General features: G+C 76.5%; 12 protein-coding genes. 10 read left to right on the top strand and 2 right to left on the bottom strand.

The features are described 5' to 3' along the window. Nucleotides 1-21: 21 nt before the first annotated feature. From FB458_RS07250 to FB458_RS07285, 8 genes are all read left to right on the top strand, one after another. Nucleotides 22-993 (top strand): AAA family ATPase, encoded by a 972-nt coding sequence (locus FB458_RS07250; RefSeq protein WP_141847897.1) that lies wholly within the window; start codon nt 22-24, stop codon nt 991-993. Continuing rightward, a complete protein-coding gene (locus FB458_RS07255) occupies nt 993-2348 on the top strand; it encodes a DUF58 domain-containing protein (protein ID WP_141847898.1) in 1356 nt (451 codons plus the stop codon). The genes FB458_RS07250 and FB458_RS07255 overlap by 1 nt, the downstream gene beginning before the upstream one ends. Further along, the gene (locus FB458_RS07260) at nt 2345-5011 is read left to right on the top strand and encodes a transglutaminase-like domain-containing protein (RefSeq protein ID WP_141847899.1); all 2667 of its coding nucleotides are present in this window, start codon (nt 2345-2347) and stop codon (nt 5009-5011) included. The genes FB458_RS07255 and FB458_RS07260 overlap by 4 nt, the downstream gene beginning before the upstream one ends. Further along, a complete protein-coding gene (locus FB458_RS07265) occupies nt 5008-9546 on the top strand; it encodes a type VII secretion EssC family protein (RefSeq protein WP_141847900.1) in 4539 nt (1512 codons plus the stop codon). The genes FB458_RS07260 and FB458_RS07265 overlap by 4 nt, the downstream gene beginning before the upstream one ends. Nucleotides 9547-9578: 32 nt before the next feature. Then, on the top strand, nt 9579-9836 hold the full coding sequence (locus FB458_RS07270) for a WXG100 family type VII secretion target (protein WP_170185591.1): 258 nt from the start codon (nt 9579-9581) through the stop codon (nt 9834-9836). Between the two features lie 70 nt (nt 9837-9906). Beyond that, complete coding sequence (locus FB458_RS07275) at nt 9907-10182, top strand: WXG100 family type VII secretion target (RefSeq protein WP_141847902.1); 276 nt, start codon at nt 9907-9909, stop codon at nt 10180-10182. A gap of 183 nt (nt 10183-10365) precedes the next feature. Continuing rightward, nucleotides 10366-11013 carry an RNA polymerase sigma factor gene (locus tag FB458_RS07280; protein ID WP_141847903.1) on the top strand — a complete coding sequence of 216 codons (648 nt, stop codon included), beginning with the start codon at nt 10366-10368 and terminating at the stop codon, nt 11011-11013. Beyond that, a complete protein-coding gene (locus FB458_RS07285; protein WP_141847904.1) occupies nt 11013-11540 on the top strand; it encodes a peptidase associated/transthyretin-like domain-containing protein in 528 nt (175 codons plus the stop codon). Before FB458_RS07280 ends, FB458_RS07285 begins: the two co-directional genes overlap by 1 nt. A gap of 32 nt (nt 11541-11572) precedes the next feature. Here FB458_RS07285 and FB458_RS07290 read toward each other — a convergent pair whose 3' ends face one another. After that, nucleotides 11573-14362: a CHAT domain-containing protein gene (locus tag FB458_RS07290; RefSeq protein ID WP_141847905.1), complete on the bottom strand. Its 2790-nt coding sequence runs from the start codon at nt 14360-14362 to the stop codon at nt 11573-11575. A gap of 4 nt (nt 14363-14366) precedes the next feature. Here FB458_RS07290 and FB458_RS07295 point away from each other — a divergent pair, with 4 nt between their 5' ends. Continuing rightward, nucleotides 14367-15608, top strand: a complete 1242-nt coding sequence (locus FB458_RS07295) for a S8 family peptidase (RefSeq protein WP_141847906.1) — start codon at nt 14367-14369, stop codon at nt 15606-15608. Between the two features lie 100 nt (nt 15609-15708). Here FB458_RS07295 and FB458_RS07300 read toward each other — a convergent pair whose 3' ends face one another. Beyond that, a complete protein-coding gene (locus tag FB458_RS07300) occupies nt 15709-16626 on the bottom strand; it encodes a DUF559 domain-containing protein (protein WP_141847907.1) in 918 nt (305 codons plus the stop codon). A 219-nt stretch (nt 16627-16845) separates the two neighbouring features. On the opposite strand from FB458_RS07300, the gene FB458_RS07305 reads away from it, so the two are divergent. After that, entirely contained in the window at nt 16846-18072 is a 1227-nt protein-coding gene (locus FB458_RS07305; RefSeq protein ID WP_211355958.1) for an SGNH/GDSL hydrolase family protein, read from the top strand. The last annotated feature ends 9 nt before the right edge of the window (nt 18073-18081 follow it).

The following is an 18081-nucleotide window of genomic DNA, read 5'->3' on the forward strand; positions in this document are numbered from 1 at the left end:
ACCACCAGCAGGAGAACCCCCATGCCGCTCACCCAGGACCAGGCCGACTGGTTCGCCACGACCTTCGGCCAGCTCGTCGCCAACGTCGAGAAGGCCGTCCTCGGCAAGCACCACCCCATCCGTCTCGCCCTCACCTGCCTGCTGTCCGAGGGGCACCTGCTCCTCGAGGACTACCCGGGCACCGGCAAGACGCAGCTGGCCCGCGCCCTCTCGGCGACCGTGCAGGGCAGCCACAGCCGCATCCAGTTCACCCCGGACCTGCTGCCGTCCGACGTCACGGGCACGTCGGTGCCGCGGCCGGACACCATGCAGTTCGAGTTCCACCGGGGCCCGATCTTCGCGACGATCGTCCTCGCGGACGAGATCAACCGCGCCTCGCCGAAGACGCAGTCGGCGCTGCTCGAGGTGATGGAGGAGGGCCGGGTCACCGTCGACGGCACCACCCACTCCGTCGGCCGCCCGTTCATGGTCATCGCGACGCAGAACCCCATCGAGCAGGCCGGGACCTACCGGCTGCCGGAGGCGCAGCTCGACCGGTTCCTCATGAAGACCTCGCTCGGCTACCCCGACCACGAGGCGACCATCGCCGTCCTCGCCGACGCCCGGACCCGCGACCGCACCTCGCTCGTCACCCCCATCGTCACCGCCCAGGTCATCACCGAGATGGCCGCCGCCGCCGACGAGGTGCACGTCGACCCGGCCCTGCTCGCCTACGTCAGCCGGATCGCCGAGGAGACCCGCCGCCACCCGAGCCTCAAGCTCGGCGTCTCGGTCCGCGGCTGCCTGGCCTACGTGCGGTGCGCGAAGACCTGGGCGCTGTCCCAGGGCCGTTCCCACGTCGTCCCCGAGGACATCAAGCTGCTCGCCGAGCCGATCCTGGCCCACCGCCTCATCCTCGACGCCGAGGCGCAGTTCACCGGCGTCACCGTCGACCAGGTCGTCGGCCAGATCATGAGCGAGGTCGCCCCGCCGACCCAGCGGGTGGGCGTCTGATGCCCGGCGCGGCCGAGCGGCTGCGCGCCTCGGTCGGCCCGCGGGTCGCGCCGGTCCGCGACGCCACCCGGGTCGTCTGGGAGCCCGTCCTCACCGTCCTGCGCTGGGTCAGCCCGGTGGGCTGGACCGTCCTCGGGCTGGGCCTGGCCGCGTGGTGGATCGGGGCCCGCTTCGAGTGGCCCGAGCTCCTGATCGTCGCGACGACCGCGCTGCTGCTCGTCGGGCTCTGCGTCCTCCTCGCGCTCGGCGCGGTGCGGCTCGACATCGACGTGCACCTGGCCCAGCGCCGCGTGACCGTGGGCGACTCCGCGTCCGGGTCGCTGCGCGTGCGCAACGCCTCGCGCGCCTCGGTCCTGCCGGTGCCGCTCACCGTCGAGGTGCCGATCGGGGCCGCGCTGTGGCAGATGCGGCTCGGCCGGGTCGCCCGCGGCCAGGTCGTCGAGGACTCCTTCGAGGCCAACACGACCCGCCGCGGCGTCGTCCGCGTCGGCCCGGCCACGAGCGTGCAGGGCGACCCGCTCGGCCTGGTGCGCCGCACCGTGCACTGGAACGACAGCCAGGAGCTCTTCGTCCACCCGCGCACCGTCCCGCTGGCGCACATGGGCGCCGGTCTGCTGCGCGACCTCGAGGGCTCGGTCACGCAGGACCAGTCGCGCAGCGACATGGAGTTCCACACGCTGCGCGAGTTCACCCCCGGCGACGACCGCCGCCACATCGCCTGGCGCGCCACGGCGCGGACCGGCCACCTCGGGAACCGCCGGATGGGCTCGCTGCTCGTGCGCCAGTTCCTCGACACCCGCCGCTCGCACGTCACCGTCGTCGTCGACAGCGACCTCGGGGCGTACGACGAGTCGCGGCCGATCATGCGCCCGGTCGCCCCGAGCGACCCGGACCGGACCAGCGGCGCGCTCGCGGCCACCGCGCCGATGGACCTCAGCGAGGACTTCGAGACGGCGATCTCGGCCGGGGCCTCGATCGTCGTGCGCGCGATCCTCGACGAGATGGACGCGACCCTCGTCGTCGGCGACCACCGGGTCACCAAGGCCGCCGCGCCGCGCTACCTCGACGAGCTGTCCCGCGCCGAGCCCGCCCCCGTCTCGCTGCTGCGCGCCGCGACCTCCGCCGTCGAGCTCGCGCCCGACACGAGCACCGTCTTCCTCGTCACCGGCCCGCACCGGCCGTTCCTCGAGATCCGCCGGGCCCTCGGCCAGTTCCCCCCGGAGGTGCGCGCGGTCGCCGTCGTCGTCGACCCGCGCGGCGCCGGCGGGCTGCAGCGCGGTGACGGCCTCGCCTTCCTCTCACTGCGCTCGCTCTCCGACCTCCGCCCCCTCGTCCAGGCAGGACTGCACGGATGACCTCACCGTTCCAGGCCCCCCCGGAGCACCTGCTGCGCCGGGAGCCGACCGCCCGCGAGAAGGCCGCCGCCCGGCTGCGCGCGCTGCGGCCCGGCGCCGCCCGGCTCGTCGACGCCGGCTTCGCCGCCGCGCTCGTCCTCGTCGCGCTGCTCGGCCTGCGCACGACGTACGACGGCTGGCTGTGGCTGGTCCCCGGCGTGGTCGGGCTCGTCCTCGGGGTCGTCGTCACCCACGCGGTGCTCGCGTGGCGCCTGCCCGGGATCGTCGCCGCCCTCGTGCTCACCGTCCTCTACGCCCTGCTCGGCGGCGCCGTCGCGACCCGCGACGACCTGCTGTGGGGGTTCCTGCCCACCGGGGCCACCGTCACCGAGCTGGCCCGCACCGCCGTCCTCGGCTGGAAGCAGCTGCTCACCTCGCTCCCGCCCATCGACTCGCGCGGCCCCCTCATGGCGCTGCCGCTCGTCCTCGGTCTCGTCGGCGGCGCCCTCGCCTACGGGCCCGCCGCGCGGTGGCGGCTGCCCGCCGCCGCCGTGCCGGTCCCGCTCGCGCTGCTGACCGTCAGCCTGCTCCTCGGCACCCCGGAGCCCGCCGGGGTCCTCGTCATGGGCCTCGGCTCCGGCCTCCTGCTCGTCGGCTGGGTCGCGCTGCGCGGCCGGTTCGCCCGGCCCTCGGTCGACCACGGCACGGTCGGCACCGACCGCACCGCGGCCACCTGGCGGGTGGCGACCACCGGCGTCCTGCTCCTGCTCGCCGGCACGGGGGGCTGGCTGCTCGGGCCGGGCCTGCCCGGCGACGACGGCAGCCGCACCATCTGGCGGACGGCCCTCGTGCCGCCGTACGACGTCAGCCAGCTCCCCAGCCCGCTCGCCGGCTTCCGCAAGTACACCCAGCCCAACCCGGCCAAGCTCTACGACCGCACGCTCTTCACCGTCTCGGGGCTGCCGGCCGGCACGCCGGTGCGGCTGGCCACGCTCGACTCGTACGACGGCTCGGTGTGGGGCGCCGGGACCGCCGCGGCCGACGCCGGCGACGGGTCCGGCGAGGGCCCGGGTGCCGCCGGGGGAGCCACCGGGGACGGCGCCACCTTCCAGCGCGTCGGCAGCCACATCGCCGCCTCCGGCGACGGCACCGCGCGCACCGTCACGGTGAGCATCCCCGACCGCGGCTGGTCCGACGTGTGGCTGCCCACGGTCGGCACGGTGACCGGCGTCCGGTTCGCCGGCGACGGCGCCGACGGGCTCGCCGACGACCTGCGCTTCAACGTCGACACCGGCACCGGCATCGTCCCGGCAGGCCTGCAGGGCGGCGACCGCTACACCCTCGAGGCCGACGTCCCGGCGACCCCGACCACCCTCCCGAAGGACCTCGACGTCGCGAGCGGCAGCATCATCGACACCCAGGCGGTCGGGTTCGCCGACGACAAGGTGGCGACCTGGACGGCGAACCTCACCTCGCCGTGGCAGCGGTTCACCGCCGTCGCGCGGGCGATGTCGTCGGACGGCGCGTACACCGACGGCGGCACCCCCGGCAGCTACCAGAACGTCTTCCTCCCGGGCCACAGCCTCAGCCGGATGACCCGGTTCTTCAAGTCCAGTCAGCTCGCCGGCGACGACGAGCAGTACGCCTCGGCCCTCGCCCTCGTCGGCAACCGGATCGGGGTGCCGACCCGCGTCGTGCTCGGGGCGATCCCGACGCGGGCGGCCGCCGACGGCTCGCTGCCCGTGACGGGCAAGGACGTGCACGCCTGGGTCGAGGTGCAGACCGAGGACGGCGGCTGGTTCCCCGTCCTGCCGCAGGACTTCGTCCCGAACCGGAACAAGCAGCCGCAGCAGCAGCAGCAGCGCAGCGAGGAGAAGAAGGTCGGCGCGCAGGTCCCGCCGCCGGTCTCGGCCAACCCGCCGAGCGTCCTGCAGGGACCCGACCAGTCGCAGAACTCGACCCAGGTCAAGAAGCCGACCAAGCCCAACCCGCTCGACCCGTCGCAGTGGCCGTCGTGGATGCGGTGGCTCGTCGTCGGGGTCGGGGGACCCGTCCTCGTGCTCGGGCTGGCCTACCTCGCGCTGCGCCTGGCCAAGCGCCGCCGCGGGAGGCGGCGCCGGACCCGCGGGTCGATGCCGGAGCGGGTCGCCGGCGCCTGGGCCGAGGTCGTCGACACCGCCCAGGACCTCGGCATGCCGCTCGCGCCGCGGCTCACCCGGCTCGAGCAGGCCACCGTCCTCGACGCGCTGCTCGCGACGCCCGGTCGGGGCATCCCGAGGTCGCTGTCCGGCGCGGCCCTCGCCGCGGGCGCGACCTCCACCGAGCAGGGCGCCGTCCTGCGCGAGCAGACCCGCCGCGAGGTGCGGCAGCGGGCGGCCGGCGAGGGCCCCCTGCCCTCGCTGCGGCCGCTGGCCGACACGACGAACGGCCTCGTCTTCGCGGCGGCGGACCCGACACCGGAGCAGGTCGACGCCGTGTGGGTGCAGGTGCGCGACGTGACCCGGCGGCTGCGCCGCCGCGCGTCCCGGCGTCAGCGGCTGCGCAGCGACGTCAGCCTCGGAGGGCTGCGCAAGGACCGCCGGGCCACCCGGGCGCCGTCGGCGGGCACCGCGTCCCGCGGCGCGCTGGGCGGGCTCACCGGTCTGCGCGCCCGGCGCGGCGGCGAGGGCGGGGCGACGGCGTGAAGCTGAAGTTCACCCTCCGCTCCGGCACGGGGGAGACCGACCTCGTCGCGACCGTCGACGCCACCGCGACGGTGGGGGACCTGGCCCAGCACCTGGCCCTCGCCGACCCCGCGCGCGGCGCCGGCGGGTACGCCGTCCTCGCCGGCGAGATGACGCTGTCGCTCGAGGACGGCGACCACCGCTCGCTCGACCCGCGCACGACCATCGGCGACAGCGGCCTGTCCTCCGGCGCCGTCGTCTCGCTCACCCGTGCCGGCGGGACCTACGTCGACGCCGGGCGCACCGCCGCGACGGTCGTCATCGTCGCCGGCCCCGACGAGGGCCGCGAGTTCCCGCTGCCGCGCGGGACGGCGTACATCGGCCGCGGCCGCGGCTGCGAGGTGTCGCTCGCCGACGCCTCGGTCTCGCGCCGGCACGCCCGGCTCGTCCTCACCGACGTCGCCGAGATCGTCGACCTCGGCTCGGCCAACGGCCTCACCGCCGGCGGCCAGCAGGTCACCCGGATGACCCTGCGCGGCGGGGGCGACGTCATCCGGCTCGGTGACACCGCGCTGCAGGTGCGGCTCGCGGGCGGCGGCGGCCCCGGCGCGCAGGGCACCGGCGTGCTCGGCACCGAGGGCGGCACGGTCTCGTTCTCGCGCTCGCCGCGGGTGCTCCCCGTGGTCGAGGGCCGCACCGTCGAGGTGCCCGAGCTGCCCGAGCGGCCGGGCAAGCAGCCGTTCCCGTGGATCCAGCTGCTCGTGCCGGTCTTCATGGCCGTCGTCCTCTACGCGATCACGAAGAGCTTCCTGAGCTTCATCTTCCTGGCGATGATGCCGTTGCTCGTCGTCGGCAACAGCTGGGACCAGCGGCGGCAGGGTCGCAAGCTCTTCGAGCAGGCGATGACCGAGTTCGGCGAGGACCTCGACGTCCTCGTGGCGGGGATCCGCGCCGAGCACGAGCGCGAGCGCGTCGGCCGCCTCGCCGAGCACCCCTCGGGCGCCGAGGTGCTCGCCGCCGCCGACGCCCGCGGCCCGCTGCTGTGGTCGCGCCGGCCCCGCGAGGAGCGTTTCCTCACGCTGCGGCTCGGTCTCGGCTCGCAGCCGTCCCGCAGCACCCTGACGATGCCCAAGGTCGGCCGGTCCAAGGCCGAGGCCTGGCTCATGGTCGCCGAGCGGATGGCCGGCCTGGACCGCGTCGACGGCGTCCCGGTCGTCGCCGACCCGCTCACGCACGGCGCCCTCGGCGTCTGCGGCCCGCGTCCCGCCGCGCTCGGCGCCGCCCGCTCGCTCGTCCTGCAGGCCGCCGGGCTGCACTCGCCCGCCGACCTCGTCGTCGTCGCCTTCGCCTCGGTCGGTGCCGCCCAGGACTGGGACCTGCTCAAGTGGCTCCCGCACACCTCCTCGCCGCACAGCCCGCTCACCGCCCGGCCGCTGGCCAGCTCGGGCCCCGCCTGCTCGGTCCTCGCCGACGAGCTCGAGGACCTCGTCGAGGCGCGGGCCGGGCAGGAGCCCGGGCGGCGCGACGGCCCGGCGGGCGACGGCCCCGCCGTCCTCGTCCTCGTCGAGGGCGACGCCCCCGTCGAGCGCGCCCGGCTCGTCGAGATCGCCGAGCAGGGCGCCGCCGTCGGCGTCGTCGTGCTGTGGGTGGCGCCGCGGCAGGAGCTGCTGCCCGCGGCCTGCGCGACCTTCCTCGTCGCCGGCGAGGACGCCGCCGGCGGGTCGCTCGTCGGCTACGTCCACGCGGGCGAGTCGGTGCAGCCGGTGCAGGTCGACGCGGTGTCGGCGCAGGAGGCGGCGTACGTCGCCCGGCGCCTGGCCCCCGTCGTCGACTCCGGCGTCGCGGTCGAGGACGACTCCGACCTGCCCCGCGCCGTCTCCTTCCTCGCCCTCAGCGGCACCGAGATCGCGAGCAGCCACACCGCGCAGATCGAGCGCTGGGTGGAGAGCCGGTCGGTCCTCACCGGGCCCTTCGCGCCGACGACGCCGTACCGGCGCCCGGGCAACCTGCGCGCGGTGGTCGGGCAGTCCAGCCAGGGCGCGCTGACCGTCGACCTGCGCAGCGACGGGCCGCACGCCCTCGTCGGCGGCACGACGGGCGCCGGCAAGTCCGAGCTGCTCCAGGCGTGGATCCTCGGCATGGCCGCGGCGCACTCGCCGCAGCGGGTGACCTTCCTGCTCGTCGACTACAAGGGTGGGTCGGCGTTCCGCGACTGCGTCAACCTGCCGCACACGGTGGGGCTGGTCACCGACCTCTCGCCCCACCTCGTGCGCCGGGCGCTGGAGTCGCTCTCGGCCGAGCTGCGCTACCGCGAGCACCTGCTGGCCCGGCACAAGGCCAAGGACCTCGTCGAGCTCGAGCGGCGCGGCGAGGTCGAGGCCCCGCCGAGCCTGGTCATCGTCGTCGACGAGTTCGCGGCCCTCGTCCACGAGGTGCCGGAGTTCGTCGACGGCGTCGTCAACGTCGCCCAGCGCGGGCGCTCGCTCGGGCTGCACCTCATCCTCGCCACCCAGCGCCCGGCCGGCGTCATCAAGGACAACCTGCGCGCCAACACCAACCTGCGGATGGCGCTGCGGATGGCCGACGAGGCCGACAGCGACGACGTCCTCGGCTCGACCGCGGCGGCGTTCTTCGCGCCCGACCTGCCCGGCCGCGCGATGGTCAAGTCCGGTCCGGGCCGGCTGACGCCGTTCCAGACCGGCTACGCCGGGGGGTGGACCTCGGACACCCCGCCGCCGGCCGAGCTGACCGTCGTCACCCTCGCCTTCGGCGAGGAGGTCGAGTGGGAGCGGCCCGACACGCCCGACGACCTCGAGGGCCGCGACCCCGGCCCGACCGACATCCAGCGGGTCGTCGCGACGATCCGCGAGGCGGCCGACACGGCGCGGATCCCCTTGCCCCGCAAGCCCTGGCAGCCCGAGCTGCAGACGGTCTACGACCTGGCCCGGGTGCCGACGCAGCGCAGCGACGCCGAGCTCGTCTTCGGGGTCGCCGACCACCCGCAGGACCAGGACCAGCCGCCGATCGCCTTCCACCCCGACACCGAGGGCAACATCGCCGTCTACGGCTCGTCCGGCTCGGGCAAGACCGTGCTGCTGCGCACCCTCGCGGTCGCGGCGGGCTTCAGCCGGACCGGGCCGTGCCAGGTCTACGCGCTGGACTTCGGCAACCGCGGCCTGGCCATGCTCGAGCAGCTGCCCTACGTCGGCAGCGTCGTCCCCGGCGGTGACCACGAGCGGGTCGTCCGGCTGCTGCGGCACCTGCGGGCCGTCATCGACGAGCGCGCCGTGCGCTACAGCCGGGTGTCCGCCTCGACGATCACCGAGTACCGCCGCCTGTCCGGCGACGCCGGCGAGGCGCGCATCCTCGTCCTCGTCGACGGCATGACGGCGTTCCGGCAGGCCTACGAGGTCTCCGGCCGGCTGCCGTACCTCGACCTGCTCAGCGGGCTCGCCGGCGACGGCCGCCCGGTCGGGGTGCACTTCGTCATCGCCGCCGACCAACGCACCGGTATGCCGAGCTCGCTGGCCGCGGCGGTCCAGCGCCGGGTCGTCCTGCGGCTCGCGGCGGTCGACGACTACGCCGTCCTCGGGGTCCCCATGGACGTCCTGACGATGGCCTCGCCGGCCGGGCGCGGCCTCTTCGGCGACGACGAGCTCCAGGTCGCCGTGCTCGGCGACTCGCCCGACGTCTCGGTCCAGGCCGCCGCCGTCGCGCAGTTCGCCGAGCTGTGCCGGCGCAACGGCGTGCCCGCCGCCGCGCCGATCGAGAGCCTCGCGGCGCGGGTCGAGCTGTCGAGCCTGCCGACCCGGTACGACGGCCTGCCCGTCGTCGGTCTCGCGTCGGAGACGTTGGGGCCCAAGACGATCGAGCCGCGCGGCAGCTTCGTCGTCACCGGACCGTCGGGGTCCGGGCGGACGACCGCGCTGGCGACGATCGCCTGCGCGCTGGACCGCTTCGCCGCCGGGGCGGACCTCTTCCTGCTCTCGTCGCGACGGCGCAGCGAGCTGGCGGGCCTGCCCGTGTGGACCGGGGCGGCGTACGGCGCCGACGACGTCGCGGCGCTCGCCCAGCAGCTGCTCGAGCGGGTCACCGGGGGCCGGGAGAGCGCACCGCTGGCCGTCGTCCTCGAGCGCGTCGACGACCTCGGCGAGAGCGCCGCCGCCACGGTGCTCGAGGCGCTGGCCAAGGCGCTGCTCGACACCGACCAGTTCGTCGTCGCCGAGGGCGAGGCGCAGTTCTTCGGGTCGAACTTCGGCCTGTCGGGCGTCCTCAAGACCTCGCGCTCGGGGCTCGCGCTGCACCCCAACGGCGACGAGGGGCACGCCGTCTTCAAGTCCGCCGTGCCCGGCCTCAACCGCGCCGAGCTCCCCGAGGGCCGCGGCTTCCTCGTCGAGCGCGGCCGCTTCGAGCTGGTCCAGATGGCCGTCCGAGGCGAGCGGGAGGGGGGAGCCGATGGGGAGTGCTCCCCATCGACAGGCCCCGTGGACGCCCCTAGCGTCGTCCACGAACAGCAGCACCACACGGTCCGACCGGCGCCAGGCCGGGGGGAATGACGAAGGGAACAGCAGTCATGGCATGGGTTGGCATGAACGACCAGCAGGTCCGGGCCCAGGGCACCAAGCTCCAGGCCGAGGCCGACAAGATCCAGGCGCTCATCAGCAAGGTCGACAGCGAGATCGAGCACATCAGCAGCAGCTGGCACGGCGACGACCAGAAGCAGTTCCAGAGCGACTGGAACAACCACAAGGCCGAGCTGACGCAGGCCAAGCAGCTCCTCGTCCAGATGAAGCAGAAGATCGACCAGGAGGTCGCGCAGCAGGACAAGACCTCGTCGTCGTACTGACGGCCCGAGGCACCGCCGCGCACCACCCACCACACGTCAGCAGCCAGCAGCAGAGCAGGGAGAGATCATCATGGGCGTCTTCGCCAAGGGCATGGACCCGGCCGTCATCGACGCGTCGGGCGACAAGTTCAACCAGTTCAAGACCGAGCTCATCGACATCGCCAACGCGGTGACCTCGACGGTCCAGACCATCCACAGCAACTGGGAGGGGACGGACGCGAGCCAGTTCGTCTCCGACTGGAACGGCAAGAAGGCCCAGGTGACGGCGGCCGCCGACACCCTCGGCCAGCTGGGCCAGAAGCTGAAGTCCAACGCGCAGCAGCAGCAGAGCACGTCGGCGGGCTGAGGCCGGGTCCCGAGGGACCCGCACCGCACGCCACGAGGGGCGGCCACCAGGGGGTGGCCGCCCCTCCTGCGTGCCCGGGACGTATCAGGCCCCGGCGCCGCGGCTCCTCCCCGCATGAGACCGCCCGACCCAGCCTCCCCCGCCCTCTGCCGCGGCGGGGTCCCCGTGCGAGAGGTGCCGCTCATGCCCAGCCCGACCGTCCCGACCCCCGAACCGACAGCGCGCCGTACGCCGCCCCCGCGCACCGGACCGGGCTCCCTCCCCGTCCTCGTCCCCGCCGCCGCGGCGGGGGACAGGGCCGCCTGGGACGCCCTCGTCGAGCGGTTCTCGAGCCTGCTGTGGGGGGTGGCGCGCTCGTTCCGGCTCGCCGAGGACGACGCCGCCGACGTCGTCCAGACGACGTGGCTCAAGCTGCTCGAGCACCTCGACCGGATCGACGAGCCGCTCGCGCTGCCCGGGTGGCTGGCGACGACCGCCCGCCGCGAGGCGCTGCACCTGCTGCAGCGGCGGGGCCGTGACACGACCGGCTGGGACGACGACCTGGGGGAGCGGCTCGTCGACCCGCAGGCCGCCGCGCTCGACGCGGGCCTGCTCGAGGACGAGCGCGACGCGGCGCTGTGGCTGGGCTTCGCCCGGCTGTCGGCCCGCTGCCAGCGACTGCTGCGCGTGCTCATGGCGTGCGACCGGCCGTCGTACAAGGTCGTCGGGCAGGAGCTCGGGCTGCCGGTCGGCTCGATCGGGCCGACGCGGATGCGCTGCCTGGCCTCGCTGGAGGGGATCCTGCGCGGCTGCGACTACGCGTTCGACGGCCCGGCGGGAGGGCAGGCGTGATGCCCCGGCGCGCGGGCGGTCCCGACCTGCACCCGGCCGACGCGGCCCTGCTGGCCCGGCTGGGGGCGGTCGTCGACGTCGTCGACCCGGTGCCGGCCGACGTCGTGGCCGCGGGGCGGGAGCTGTTCGCGCTGCGCGACCCCGGCGCCGCGCTCATGGAGCTCGTGGAGGTCGACGACGCGGCCGCGGCGGTGCGGGGTGCCGCCGTGGCGTCGCCGAGCCGGATCCACTTCTTCGAGCTGGGGACGCCGCCGGACGACCTCGCCCTCGACGTCCAGGTCGAGGTCGACGGCGGGGCGGTCGAGGGGCCGCGGGTGACCGTGCTGGGGGTTCTGCTGCTCGGGTCGGGGGACCCGGTGCCGGCGGGCTGGTCGCTCGCGGTGCAGACCGCGCGCGGGTCGCACCCGGCCGTCGTGGGGAGCGACGGAGGGTTCCGGGTCGGGGGCCTGGCCCCCGGTCTGCTGCGGATGGTCGTCCGGCGGCCCGGGGAGGCGCCGGTGGCCACACCGTGGCTGGAGGCCCGCTGAGCGGGTCGCGGTGAGGGGGGCCACCGCGGGGGTCACGCGCCCCAGGCGGTGAAGGCGGCGGCGGTCGCGGCGTCCAGGGGGTCGTCGCGACACGCGCGCCGTACGTCGCGCAGCGCGGCGGCGGGCCCGGCTCCGGCGGCGACGGCCGCGTGGAGCCGGGCCATCACCGTCACCGTCGCCCCGTCGTTGACCTCGGCCACGCCCGCGACGACGGTGCGGGTGCCGAGCCCGAGCAGCGTCGTGACGAGACCGAGCGCCTCACCGGCACCGACGGCGGTGACGCCCCCGCTCTCGCAGGCGGACAGGACGAGCTCGGTCGGGGCGCGGCGCAGCCTCTGCAGGTCGTGGACGTGCAGCGGCCCGTCGGCGAGGTCGAGCGCGGAGAACAGGGGGGCGTCGCGGCGCAGCCGACCGTGCGCGGCGACGTGGGCCAGCCGGGCGCCGTCGAGCGCGGCGAGCGTCGCCTCGACCGTGGCGCCGGGGCCGGCGAGGGCGGTCGCCCCGGCGTGCACCCGCTCGACGAGGGTGGCCTCGCGCAGCTGGGTGCTCAGCCCGGGTCCGGTGACGAGGACCGTCGGTCCCGGCTCGTCGGGCCGCCGCCGGGCGCGGTCCCACGCGGCCAGCGACGGGCACACCGCGACCTCGCGGTCGCCGAGGGCCGGCAGCAGCGACCACGGCACGCTGAGCAGCCGCGCGGGGGGCACGACCAGCACCCGCTCTCCGCCCGGGTCCACCGCGCCGAGCACGGCGGCCTGCAGCCGGGCACCCACGGCGACGGGGTCGACCCGGCGACCGTGCGCCGCCCGCCGCAGCGCGAACGCGGCGGCCGACGTCGCGGCGAGCGCCTCGTCGAGGGGGCCGACGGTCCGACGCCGCCAGCGACCGCCCTGCCGGGTGACCAGGTGCAGGGTCCCGTCGACCTCGACGAGGTGCAGGAGGGCGACGTCGTGCTCGGCCAGCGCGGCGAGGGCCCGGTCGGTGCCGTCCGCGTCCGGGGTGGCCGCGCCGCGCAGGCGCCGGTGGTGACGCCGTACGGCGCCCTCCAGCCGCGCCTGCTCGCGCCGCAGGACCACCGCCTCCCCCTCGTCGGCGGCGCCCAGCCGCCGGGTGACGTCGCGCAGCGCGGCCGCGTCGGCGGCGAGGGCGGGGTCCGCGGGCGGGGCCGCCGCTCCGGTGAGCGCGGTGGCGCGCCACCGCTCGGCCCAGCGCAGCAGCTCCAGGGGACGACCGTGGGCGAGGGCGTCGGCGGCGCCGAGCCGGGCCAGCTCCTCGCCCCGGCCGGCGGCGAGGGCGCGCAGCTCGAGGTCGCCGAGCGTCGCGCGGTGCTCGTCGACGGCGGCGAGCCCGCGGCGCACCGCGTGCCGCAGCCCCCGCCGGTCCCCCTCCTCGCGGGCCAGCAGCGCGGCGGCCAGCCAGCCGGCCGCGCGGGGCAGCGGTGCTCCGCTGCGACGGGTGAGCGCGGCGGCGAGCAGGGCCGCCCGGGCGTCGGCGGGGCGGGCGGCGCGGGTCGCCGCCCGCGCCTGCAGGAGGCGGGCGTCGGCCTCGCCGGGCAGCCCGGCGGCCCGGAGCCGCACGGCGACGTCACCGGCGTCGGCGGCGACCCGTGCCCACCGGGCCGCGGACGTCCCGGCCCGCAGCAGCGCCTCGTCGGCCTCGAGCCGCAGCAGGTCCGCGCGGGCGACGGCCCCGGTCCGGCCGCGGGCGGTGAGCCGGCGCGCCGCGTCACCCGCCCGCCGTCGGGCGGTCGCCGGGTCGCCGACGGCGAGGGCGGCGCGGGCGGCGAGCAGCAGGGCGTCGGGCCGGACCGGGCTGCTGGCGGGCAGCGCGGCGAGCAGCGCGTCCGCGGCGTCCACCGCCTCCCGGCTCAGCCCGGCGACGAGGAGGACCTCGGCGCGGTCGAGCGCGACCTCGGGCGGGTCCTCGCCGAGCGCGCGGTAGCGGGCCGCGACCTCGTCGAGGAGGGCGAGCGCGCCGGGCAGGTCGCCGGCGACGAGGGCGGCGTACCCGCGGTTGAGCACGGCCGCGGCGGCCTCGAGCTGCTGGCCGAGGTCGTCGAGGAGGGCCTGCGCGGCGCGGGCGTCGCGGCCCGCGCGCTCGTGCTCGCCCAGGGTGAGCCGGACCGCGGCGGCGAGGTTGCGCGCCCGGGCCTCCCACAGCCGGTCGCCGAGGGTGGCGCTCCCCGCGGCGGCGGCGTCGAGGTCGGCCACCGCCTCGCGGGAGCGCCCCGTCTCGTGGCGCACGAAGCCGCGGCGCAGCAGCAGCCGGGGCCGGCCGGCGGGCGGGGTGAGCCGCTCCGCCTCGGCGAGCACCCGCAGGGCGGTTGCCGGGCGCCCGGCCGCGGCGAGGGCGGCGCCGTACGTCGCGAGGACGTCGCCCTCCCGCGCGGACCCCCGGGGGCCGCCGACCCTGCGGGCCGCCCGTCGCGCGGCCCGCAGCTCGGTGAGCGCGGCGGGGTGGTCGCCGCGCTCGCGCAGGACGATCCCGGCGGCCTGGTGGGCGACGGAGGCGTCGTACGGGCTCGGGGTCGCGGCGAGCAGGTCGCGGGCCCTTGTCAGCGCCCGGGCGGGCTGGGACAGTGCGAGCGGCAGCAGCGTCTCGGCGAGGTCGGCGGGCTCGGGCCCGTGCTCGTGGGCCGGTATCAGCGGCGGCGTCGCGGCCTCCGTGTCGATGTCATCACCCCCGGGTGCCGCTGGTGTGAGGAGGTCGGTCGTGTCGCAGGCCCATGGTCGCAGTCCGCAGGGTCCGGCGGGAGGGGACGGTGGCGGTGATGGTGGTGACGGCTGGGACCCCGACTCCCGGGAGGCGCGCCTGACCCGCGCCACCCAGGTGCGCGAGCTGGTCGACGCGTTCGCCGCGGTGGGCGTCGACGTCGGCGTGGGCGGGGAGGACGGCGACGCGGGCGACCGGTTCGACGAGATGGCGTTCCTCTACGCGCGCGGTGCGGTGCTCACCCGGGACGCCGACGTGGCGCGGGTGCGGCGCGCGCTGGGGCTCGACGAGCGGCCGCCGGCCAAGGACGACGGGGACGAGCGGGCGCGCCGGCGACGGCCGGGGCGGGGCCGAGAGCGGGCCGGGTCGAGCGCGGGGCTGACCCGGATCGAGCTGGACGGCCGCGACACGCTCGAGGCGGTGGCCGAGCTGGACCGGGTCCTCGGACCGGGGGTGGCGACGCCGGACCACGTGCTCCACGTGTGCCCCAAGGGGTACGCCTGCCCGGCGACCGAGCCGGTCCCGAGCGACGGCCCGGCCGACCCGGCCCCGCGCGACCCCGCGCTGGGGACGGGGGTGCGGGTCGTCGTCGTCGACACCGGGCTGGTCGGCGAGCTCGCGCAGAAGGTGGACGTGCTCGCCGGGGTGACCGGCGACGAGGAGGACGCGAGCGCCGTCGGGCGCTACCGCGGCCACGGCTCCTTCATCGCCGGGATCGTCAAGGCGATGGCGCCGGCCGCGGAGGTCGACGTCGAGGCGATGCTCTGGGTGGGCGGGGGGATCCTCGAGTCCGACCTCGCGCCGGCCCTCGGGCGGGCCCTGGAGTCGGTGCCCGACGTCATCAGCCTGTCGGCCGGGGCGACGACCCGGCACGGGCACCCGCTGCTCGCGCTCGAGGCGTTCTGGGAGCACGGGCTGCGGCACGTCAAGGGCACGGTGCTCGTCTGCGCGGCGGGCAACAACGGCGACCGCGGGCCGTTCTGGCCGGCGACCTCCCCGTGGTCGGTGGCCGTCGGCGCGCTCGAGCCGGACGGGTCGCGGGCGCCGTACTCGAACCACGGGTCGTGGGTCGACGTGTGGGCCCGCGGCTCGGACCTCGTCGCGCCGTACCCCGTCGGCGCCTACACCTACGCGTGGCCGCCGCACGTCGGCGAGACCGCGTCGTTCGGGTCGGGGTGGGCGAGCTGGTCGGGCACGTCGTTCGCGACCCCGCTCGTCGCCGGCCTCGTCGCGGCCCGCGCCTCGTGGTCCGGGGAGTCCGCGCGCGTCGCCGCCCGGTCCCTCGTGCGCGCCGCCCGCGCCCACGCGACGCCGTACGTCGGCGCCGTGCTCGAGCCCGGCATGGCCGACGCTCCCTGACCCCCGCCGCGGCTGTGTCGCCCGGCTGTCAATGGCCGCCACTCAGGCCCGAATATCTGGTCATACCGGACAGGTCTGGGGTGATTGACAGCCGGCCGGTTCAGGCCGCCCGGACGTCGCGCCGCGGCGGAGCCGCGACCTCGCGCCCGGCCCGGGTCGCCAGCCACCCCTCGACCGCCCACCGAACCCAGTCGGGGTGGTGCATGACGTCCTCCCACGTGAAGCGCAGCACCGACCACCCGTGCAGGGTCAGCTCGGTGTAGCGGTGGCAGTCGCGCACGAGGTCCTTGCGGGTGCGGTGGAAGGCGAACCCCTCCGCCTCGAGGGCCAGCCGGAGTCGCTCGTCCCCCAGGTCGACCCGCGCCCAGAGCCCGGACCCCGTGACCCGCAGCTGCGGTGTCACGTGCAACCCCGGCACGTCGAGGACGATGGCCCGCAGGACAGACTCGAACGGGTTCGCCGCGAGGTGGCTCGCGGCCCACGCCACCCGCCGGACCTGCACCGACCCCGGCCCTCGTTGCCGGTCCGCCGTCGCGCGGAGCTCGGCCGGGGTGACGTCACCCTCGCGCAGCGCGGAGTCGGCCACGGCGAGCGCCTCGTCGAAGGGCAGTCGCCGCGCGCAGTCGAGGACCGTCCGCAGGGGCGTGGTCACCCCGTCGCGGACCTCCCCGCGCGCGAGGTCGGCGTAGACCAGGACCGCGCCCTTGCGCGCCGCGGCGTCGGGGTGGCGGTGCCGGGCGACCGTCACCCACGCCTGCTCGGTCGGGGTCTTCACCGCCCACCCGTGCGCGAGCGCGGCGCTGAGGTGCGAGAGCGTCCCGCCCAGCCGGTGCGCCTCGCGTCGGTGGGCCTCGGTGAGCGGGAGGGCGTACCGGCCACGGGCCACCCGCAGCACGACCCCGTCGCGGACCGCGTTCTCGACGGCCCGAGCCGACACCGCGCGCCTCAGCTGCCGCCGCGTCGCGCACCCGCCGAGCCGGGTCAGCTCGGTGACGACGCGGGCGGGGTCGGCGGGCACGCCACCAGGGTGGCGCGGCGGGGCGCCGTACGGCGTCGGTCGTCCACAGGCCCGGGTCGGCCGGCTGTCAAGCACGCGGAAAGCAGGCCCGGAACCAGGAGGAACCGGACACGGACGGGGCCATTGACAGCCGGCCGGCACGGGCGCGCTCGCCGAGATGCGCGGACGCCGACCCGGGACGAGGATGTGCGCGCCCCGTCCCCTCGCGAGGAGTCGCCGATGCCTCCCACCCGACGCCGTACGGCGCCCGTCCTCGGGCTCCTCGCCCTGCTGGCCGCGCTCGTCACCCCCGTCCTCGCCGCGCCGGCCGCCCGCGCCGACGGCCCCGGCGCCGGCAGCCCGTGGGTGGTCACCCTCGGCGACAGCTTCATCTCTGGCGAGGCGGGACGCTGGGCCGGCAGCTCGAACGCGAGCTCCACCCGCGCCGACGCGCTCGGCCCGACCGCCTACTTCGACAACGCCACTCACACCGCCGAGACCACCCCGCGCTGCCACCGCAGCGCCAGCGCCGAGGCCTACATCGGCGCCGGCGTCCAGGGACTCGACCTCGCCTGCTCGGGCGCGACGACCTCGACGTCCACCGCCAGCGACGGCTCGTTCAAGCCCGGTCTCGACTTCGCCGACGACGGCGCGGGCCACGTCGGCCAGGCCAAGACCCTGCAGACCTTCGCCGCGTCGCACGACGTCAAGCTCGTCGTCGTCTCCATCGGGGGTAACGACTTCGGCTTCGCCTCGATCATCCAGCAGTGCGTCACCGACTTCCTCACCTCGCCGTCGTGGTGGCCCGACTACTGTCGCGACGACGCGTCGGTCACGGCCCACTTCACGGCGGCCAACGTCGCCGCCGTCCGAGCCGCCGTCGCCGGCGCCCTGCGCAACGTCCGGACCGCGATGCGCGGTGCCGGGTACGGCGACGCGCAGTGGCGCCTGCTCGTGCAGACCTACCCGTCCCCGCTGCCGTCCTCGGGCGGCAACCGCTACAGCCAGAGCGGGTACACCCGGCAGTCGACCGGCGGTTGCGGCTTCTGGGACGCCGACCTCACGTGGGCCAACGGCACCGCGCTGACGACGATCGACGCCACCGTCCGCGGCGCCCTCGCCGACTCCGGCGTCACCAACTCGGCTCTGCTGGAGCTCGCGCACACCCTCGACGGACGACGGCTGTGCGAGAGGGGCGTCGGGCTCTACGAGGAGGTCGGCCTCGCGTCGTGGCAGTCTCCCGGCGCGGTCGACCGCACCGAGTGGGTCAACCAGATCCGCACCGTCTCGACCGTCACCGGCCCGTACTACGTGCAGGAGTCGCTGCACCCCAACTACTGGGCCCAGCTCGGCTACCGCTCCTGCCTGCGCCAGGCCTGGAACGGCGGCGCGGTCCGCGGCGGCACCTGCACCCGGACCGGCTCCGGCCTGACGAGTCTCGGCGAGCCGGTGATGACCCTCCAGTAGCGTCCTGGG

Source organism: Lapillicoccus jejuensis (assembly GCF_006715055.1).
GTDB classification, from domain to species: Bacteria; Actinomycetota; Actinomycetes; order Actinomycetales; family Dermatophilaceae; genus Lapillicoccus; species Lapillicoccus jejuensis.

Bases quoted from the DNA above. Each gene is read 5' to 3' on its own strand.
- FB458_RS07255 (WP_141847898.1), top strand. From the start codon at position 993: ATGCCCGGCGCGGCCGAGCGGCTGCGCGCCTCGGTCGGCCCGCGGGTC.
- FB458_RS07305 (WP_211355958.1), top strand. From the start codon at position 16,846: ATGCCTCCCACCCGACGCCGTACGGCGCCCGTCCTCGGGCTCCTCGCC.
- FB458_RS07280 (WP_141847903.1), top strand. From the start codon at position 10,366: ATGCCCAGCCCGACCGTCCCGACCCCCGAACCGACAGCGCGCCGTACG.
- FB458_RS07260 (WP_141847899.1), top strand. From the start codon at position 2,345: ATGACCTCACCGTTCCAGGCCCCCCCGGAGCACCTGCTGCGCCGGGAG.
- FB458_RS07275 (WP_141847902.1), top strand. From the start codon at position 9,907: ATGGGCGTCTTCGCCAAGGGCATGGACCCGGCCGTCATCGACGCGTCG.
- FB458_RS07270 (WP_170185591.1), top strand. From the start codon at position 9,579: ATGAACGACCAGCAGGTCCGGGCCCAGGGCACCAAGCTCCAGGCCGAG.
- FB458_RS07285 (WP_141847904.1), top strand. From the start codon at position 11,013: ATGCCCCGGCGCGCGGGCGGTCCCGACCTGCACCCGGCCGACGCGGCC.
- FB458_RS07250 (WP_141847897.1), top strand. From the start codon at position 22: ATGCCGCTCACCCAGGACCAGGCCGACTGGTTCGCCACGACCTTCGGC.